The organism is Idiomarina sp. UBA4206, from assembly GCF_002383015.1.
GTDB classification, from domain to species: domain Bacteria; phylum Pseudomonadota; class Gammaproteobacteria; order Enterobacterales; family Alteromonadaceae; genus Idiomarina; species Idiomarina abyssalis.
In genome coordinates this window covers 67,015-72,776 of sequence record NZ_DFTS01000008.1, presented here as the reverse complement: position 1 = coordinate 72,776, position 5,762 = coordinate 67,015, and the positions used below count along the sequence as shown (strand labels likewise).

Annotated in this window: 6 protein-coding genes and 1 pseudogene; 3 read left to right on the top strand and 4 right to left on the bottom strand. The window is 47.7% G+C overall.

All coding sequences use genetic code 11. The features are described 5' to 3' along the window. The 3 genes from B3180_RS01280 to gmk form a co-directional block, all read right to left on the bottom strand. Window positions 1-1,580: RelA/SpoT family protein (locus B3180_RS01280; protein ID WP_286842477.1), on the bottom strand; the 1,580-nt coding region annotated here is incomplete at its 3' end. A gap of 103 nt (window positions 1,581-1,683) precedes the next feature. Beyond that, window positions 1,684-1,953 carry a DNA-directed RNA polymerase subunit omega gene (gene rpoZ, locus B3180_RS01275; RefSeq protein WP_011235607.1) on the bottom strand — a complete coding sequence of 90 codons (270 nt, stop codon included), beginning with the start codon at window positions 1,951-1,953 and terminating at the stop codon, window positions 1,684-1,686. A gap of 66 nt (window positions 1,954-2,019) precedes the next feature. After that, a complete protein-coding gene (gmk, locus tag B3180_RS01270; RefSeq protein WP_199493787.1) occupies window positions 2,020-2,655 on the bottom strand; it encodes a guanylate kinase in 636 nt (211 codons plus the stop codon). A gap of 136 nt (window positions 2,656-2,791) precedes the next feature. Here gmk and B3180_RS01265 point away from each other — a divergent pair, with 136 nt between their 5' ends. After that, window positions 2,792-3,979, top strand: coding sequence for a cyanate transporter (locus tag B3180_RS01265; RefSeq protein WP_244994786.1), 1,188 nt, complete (start codon window positions 2,792-2,794; stop codon window positions 3,977-3,979). Here the strand turns inward: B3180_RS01265 and B3180_RS01260 are convergent. Then, on the bottom strand, window positions 3,963-4,553 hold the full coding sequence (locus tag B3180_RS01260) for a TetR/AcrR family transcriptional regulator (protein WP_199493786.1): 591 nt from the start codon (window positions 4,551-4,553) through the stop codon (window positions 3,963-3,965). The two genes, B3180_RS01265 and B3180_RS01260, sit on opposite strands and share 17 nt — an antisense overlap. 140 nt (window positions 4,554-4,693) lie before the next feature. Here B3180_RS01260 and pyp point away from each other — a divergent pair, with 140 nt between their 5' ends. Next, a complete protein-coding gene (pyp, locus tag B3180_RS01255; protein ID WP_054490088.1) occupies window positions 4,694-5,071 on the top strand; it encodes a photoactive yellow protein in 378 nt (125 codons plus the stop codon). Between the two features lies 1 nt (window position 5,072). Continuing rightward, window positions 5,073-5,762: pseudogene (locus B3180_RS01250) on the top strand (4-coumarate--CoA ligase); the annotation flags it as partial.

The following is a 5,762-nucleotide window of genomic DNA, read 5'->3' as shown; positions in this document are numbered from 1 at the left end:
CCAATTTGCTTTAACAGGTTCTCGCGGGTATCAATTTTGGTTTCCTGCAACACTCGGTTAAATTCCGATTCCGGAATTTCGTCATAACTGACTTGCCCAAGCGCTGAGCGAAGTAAACGTTCACCCAGTTGCTGCGCTTCATCAGCTTCCTGGCTTTTCAGGTACTGACGGATTTTCGCTCGTGCTTTACCGGTTACGACAAAGTTCAACCAGGCAATATTAGGACGCGAGTTCGGTGCTGTTTTTATCTCAACCGTCTGCCCTGTTTCTAACGGTTTACTCAATGAATAAGTGCGATGATTAACCCTGGCGCCAATGCACGTATTACCAATATCGGTGTGTACCGCATAAGCAAAGTCTACTGCCGTAGCGCCCTGAGGTAATTCGGTGATACGTCCGTCCGGGCTGAATACGTAAATTTCATCGGGGAACAGGTCAGATTTGACGCTTTCAATAAACTCAAAAGAGTTACCGGCACTTTGCTGCAGCTCTAACAGGCTCTGCATCCACTTACGGGCACGCACCTGAGCGGTAGTACTGGAGTCATCAGATTTTTTGTACATCCAATGCGCCGCGACACCCCGGTCAGCCATAAGATCCATCTCTTCAGTACGGATCTGAATTTCTACCGGTACCCCGTGTGGGCCTTTTAAAGAGGTATGCAGCGACTGATAGCCATTTGACTTAGGAATTGCAATATAATCTTTAAACCGCGTTTCAATGGGTTTATACAAATTGTGCAGCGCGCCAAGAACCCGGTAGCAGGTATCCACACTGTCCACAATGACGCGGAAAGCATAGATATCCATGACCTGTTCAAACTTAACTTCTTTGGCCTGCATTTTGCGGTAAATACTGTGCAGATGCTTTTCACGGCCGGACACCCGCGCTTTAATATTATTGCCTTCAAGCCGGGAGTTGATTTCACTCTGTACACGCTCAGTAAACTCACGTCGATTACCCCGTGCCCGTTTAACTTCCGATTCCAGCAACTTCCCGCGCCAGGGATACAACGCCCAAAAACCCAATTGCTCCAGCTCGTTTTTAATATCGTGCATACCCAGACGGTGCGCTAACGGCGCATAAATTTCTAAGGTTTCGCGGGCAATGCGGCGGCGTTTGTCGGGCCGGAGGTGCTGAATAGTGCGCATGTTATGGGTGCGGTCAGCCAGTTTAATCAGAATAACCCGAATATCCTGCACCATCGCCATAATCATCTTGCGATAGTTTTCCGCCTGAGCTTCTTCTTTAGAGTTAAACTGAAGTTTATCCAGTTTAGAAACCCCTTCGACCAGACTGGCAACCGTTGCGCCAAAGCGCTCGGCCAGGTCTTCCCGGCTGGTTTCGGTATCTTCAATCACGTCATGCAGTAAGGCAGCCATGAGTGTTTCACAATCCAGCTTCATATCCGCAAGCAAACTGGCTACGGCAACCGGGTGAGTAATATAGGGTTCACCACTGCTGCGTTTTTGCGAACTATGGGCTTCATTTGCTACAACAAAGGCATCACGAATACGCTCCACCTGCTCAGATGGAAGATACTCACTAACTTGAGCCTTTAAGCCTTCAAATAAGTACACCAGATAACTCCCCGGGTCACACCGGACTTATGAATATACTTTCAGAATAAGGGGATTTGATAGAATTGCCAACGGCATTGATGCCGTTGGCGAATAGAAATTTTTATTCGATACCGCGCAACGCATCTACGGCGCGCAGTTCTTCAGCGTCTTGCTGCTTTTGAGCGGCTTGATCTTCGATGTCCAGACGTTCGTTGTCGATAAGACCTTGCTCTATTTCACGCAAAGCAATAACAGTTGGCTTTTCGTTCTTTGTTTCAACTAATGGCTCTTTACCATTAGCCAACTGACGCGCGCGGCGTGAAGCTAACAAAATTAAATCAAAACGGTTACCAACACGGTCTACAGCATCTTCTACAGTTACGCGAGCCATGGTTTTACTCCAAATAAAGCGTGAGTCGTATTTTTCGAAAGGCTAAGAATTATACGGAATTAAGCCCTATGATCCAAGCAATTCCTTCAATACCTTTGAATATCTTACTTGTTGGTGCGGCATTTTATGCCGTTGGGCAAAGACAATATGCTCCAGCGATGCCAGAGTACTATCAAAATCATCGTTTACCAGTAAGTAGTCAAACTCATGATAATGCGACATTTCTGCCTGAGCTTTTGCCATGCGCTCAGCAATAACTTCGTCGGAATCCTGACCTCGGAATCGCAACCTTTCTTCCAGAATATCCAAGCTTGGGGGGACAATAAAAACCGATCGCACTTCAGGGTGGTGTTCACGAACTTGTTGCGCGCCCTGCCAGTCAATATCGAGGAAAACGTCTTTGCCTTCAGCCAATAAGGACTCGACGACTTTACGAGAGGTTCCATAATAATTGCCGAACACACGTGCCCATTCATAAAACTCACCCGCATCAATACGCTGTTCAAACTCGTCAGTATTGAGAAAATGGTAGTGGACGCCCTGCACTTCACCTGGGCGCGGAGCACGCGTAGTAGACGATACAGATACCTGCATGGATTGATCGGGGTGTTTTTCCAACAAAGCCCGTATCAGGCTCGACTTGCCTGCGCCACTGGGGGCCGCAATGATAAACAAATTCCCTAACACCGGAGACGCGGTCATAACGGGTTCTCTTTTTAAGAAACGGACGATCACTGTTGGCGCGAAATAATAACACGGTTTCACACCGCGATGAAAATTGAGTAGAGTATGGCTTTTACGCAGCAGCGGTACTAATTTGCAGACTTCATCAGCGCCAGTGGCGAAACCATCAAAACTTCCCCTCTTTTTCGGCCTGTTGGTTCTGGTGTTGCTGGGGCTCAATCTACGCCCGCTGCTAACCTCGGTAGGACCTCTTGCCGACGAACTGCAAACCATTACCAAACTGTCTTTTAGTGAAGTTTCGCTACTGACCACACTGCCCATCTTAATGATTGGTTTAATGGCGTTATTCGCTGGCCGGGTAACGACAGCATTAGGTTATAAGCAGGGCATAGGTCTTGGCCTGCTTGTACTTTGCGCAGGCCTGCTAGTACGCTTATTTGAACCGACAAATATAAGCTTAATCAGTAGTGCCCTGGTTGGAGGGGTTGGTATTGCACTGCTTCATATTGTGATCCCTGAGCTGACCAAGCAAAAGTATCTGAATCGCTTAGGCATGGTCACCGGTCTTTGGTCTGCTGCACTGATGGGCGGTGCTGCACTCGGCGCCGTTGCCACCCCCTGGGCCGCAAACTTACTACCTGAACGGTTCCAGGCTCTGGGAAGCTGGTCCCTGTTGGCCTTACTGGTGCTCGTCATTTGGTATCTCCCTTTTAACCGGGTTCCGGTAGCCAGCATCCCTCCAAGACACCTGCTTTTGCGTGCTCATCGTTATCCACGGGCCTGGCTGCTCGGTATTTACTTTGCCCTGGTTAATGCAGGCTATGCAGGGTTCATTGCCTGGATAGCACCTTTTTACGCGGAGTTTGACTGGCCAGCACAAAAAGCCGGAAATTTACTGGCACTGTTTTCTTTAGTTCAGGTTATTGGCGCTTTATTGTTGCCAGCTTTATCTCGAACACAAGACCGACGCTTTTGGCTAATGCTAGCGGTTATCACCCAAATGGTGGGGTTTGCCGGACTCAGTTGGTTTCCGACAGCGGCTCCGTGGTTATGGTCCGCTCTGTGCGGTTTTGGTTTAGGTGGCGCTTTTCCGCTGTGCATTGTTATGGCACTGGACCATATCGATAACCCAGTGCAGGCCGGGCGTCTGGTTTCCTTTATGCAGGGTATAGGCTTTATGTTTGCCAGCCTCATGCCGCTTTTAACCGGATGGTTCAGAGATGTTTCAGGCAACTACAGTTTAGGCTGGCAACTACACATCATTGTTGGCTTATTAATTTTGCTGATAACCTGGCGCTTTAACCCCAAGAGTTACAAAGGCTTATTTAACTTGCGGGAATAATTCTCGCAATAATGTCATCGGCCAAACTCTCTAGCTGTTGCTGAGGTAAACCTCGTCCCGCCATGGTGCGCAACCCAATAACATTCGTTTGCAACAAGCGACCAAGACGTTCGGGAGACTGAGCCCGACCAATTTCTCCACGCTGTTGCGCCAACTTGAAAGCATCGGTGAAGCCGCGCTCAAACTCGTCCAGATAAGCTTTGGCAGGTTCACTAAACGTCTTGTCTTCCGGAGTGAACTCAAGCAAAGTTTTCACTAACATGCAGGCTTTCGTCGGCGACTCATTAGATGTCATTACCGCTATATTGCGAAGGTACAAACTGATACCCTGCAAAATAGACGAACTTTGAGCCAATGTCTGTTCAAACTCTTCCGTTGCAAGCACAGCGAACTTTTCCAGAGTTTCTTTAAATAACGCTTCCTTGTTACCAAAGGCGGCGTAAATACTTCCTGGCCTCATGTCCATTTCTTCTTCGATGTCTTTCATCGAGGTCGCATGATATCCCTTGCGCCAGAAAAGCTTGAGCGCATTATTAAGCGCTGTTTCCCGGTGAAATTTAGGCGTTCTGGGCATTTTCTTCATCCTTAATTATTGACCTGGAAACAAGTATAGACCTGCTTGTCCCTAATTTCACTTTAAGAAGTGTTAAGAATTATGATCCAAAGGTTTCGGGAACGACTATTAGAAGGAACATTACAAATAAGGGTAACACTATGGAAATTGTTCAGTTCGGTTCCGATGATATTGAAAATACTCTGGCGAAAATGTCAGATGACAAATTAAACGACATTGCGTTTGGCGCGATTCAGCTCGACGGCAGTGGCAAAATCATCCAGTACAATGCCGCTGAAGGCGATATTACAGGTCGCGATCCGGGTGCTGTTGTTGGTAAAAACTTTTTTAAAGAAGTGGCTCCTTGTACCAACAGCCCTGAGTTTAAAGGCCGCTTCGATGAGGGCGTAAAAAATGGCGACCTGAACACCATGTTCGAATACGTTTTTGACTATGAAATGAAGCCGACTAAGGTCAAAGTTCACATGAAAAAAGCCCTGACAGGGGATACCTACTGGGTGTTTGTTAAGCGGCTATAACGTGGCAAACTCACTTAATCACCACTTCATTGTAACTGTCATCGGCGATCTTATCGCCGATGAGCTCTCCAGAATGCGTCCGGCTGAAAGCGAGCATTGGAAGCGCCGTCAGTGGCACGAAGACGATTATTTGATATCGAAAAACCAGGTCACAAAAGACGATGGCGACGAAGCTGTTGCGGTAGACTCTCTGGAAAGGCTTGCTCTGGCCGGGCGGGTTGTCCAGTTTTTCCACATGGGAGACAGCGGAGTCGAGGACTATCTCTTACGTCGCCACAGTCTGTCCGAATGGGCTGAAGTGGTGCTTAAGTCACGACAAGTTCACTCTCAAAATTTAACCGTAACGACTTCTGGCAGTACAGGACAACCTAAGGCTTGTGAACACTCATGGAGCACTTTGGTTGAGGAAGCTAATGCGTTTATACGTATTTTTAATAATGAATACGACATATCGCCTAACAGAGTGGTCTCCTTAGTTCCCAGCCATCACATTTATGGCTTCCTGTTTACTGTGTTATTACCTAATCTCGTCGATATTCCCGTTATAAGAGGGTTCAAAGCCTATAGCCATGTTCGTAACGGCGGCTTGCGTGCAGGCGACATCGTTGTTGGCTTTCCCGAGTTATTGACTCAGCTTTCTACAGAGATCCCGCCATTACCGCCGGGAGTGCTTTTTATGAGTTCAACGGGC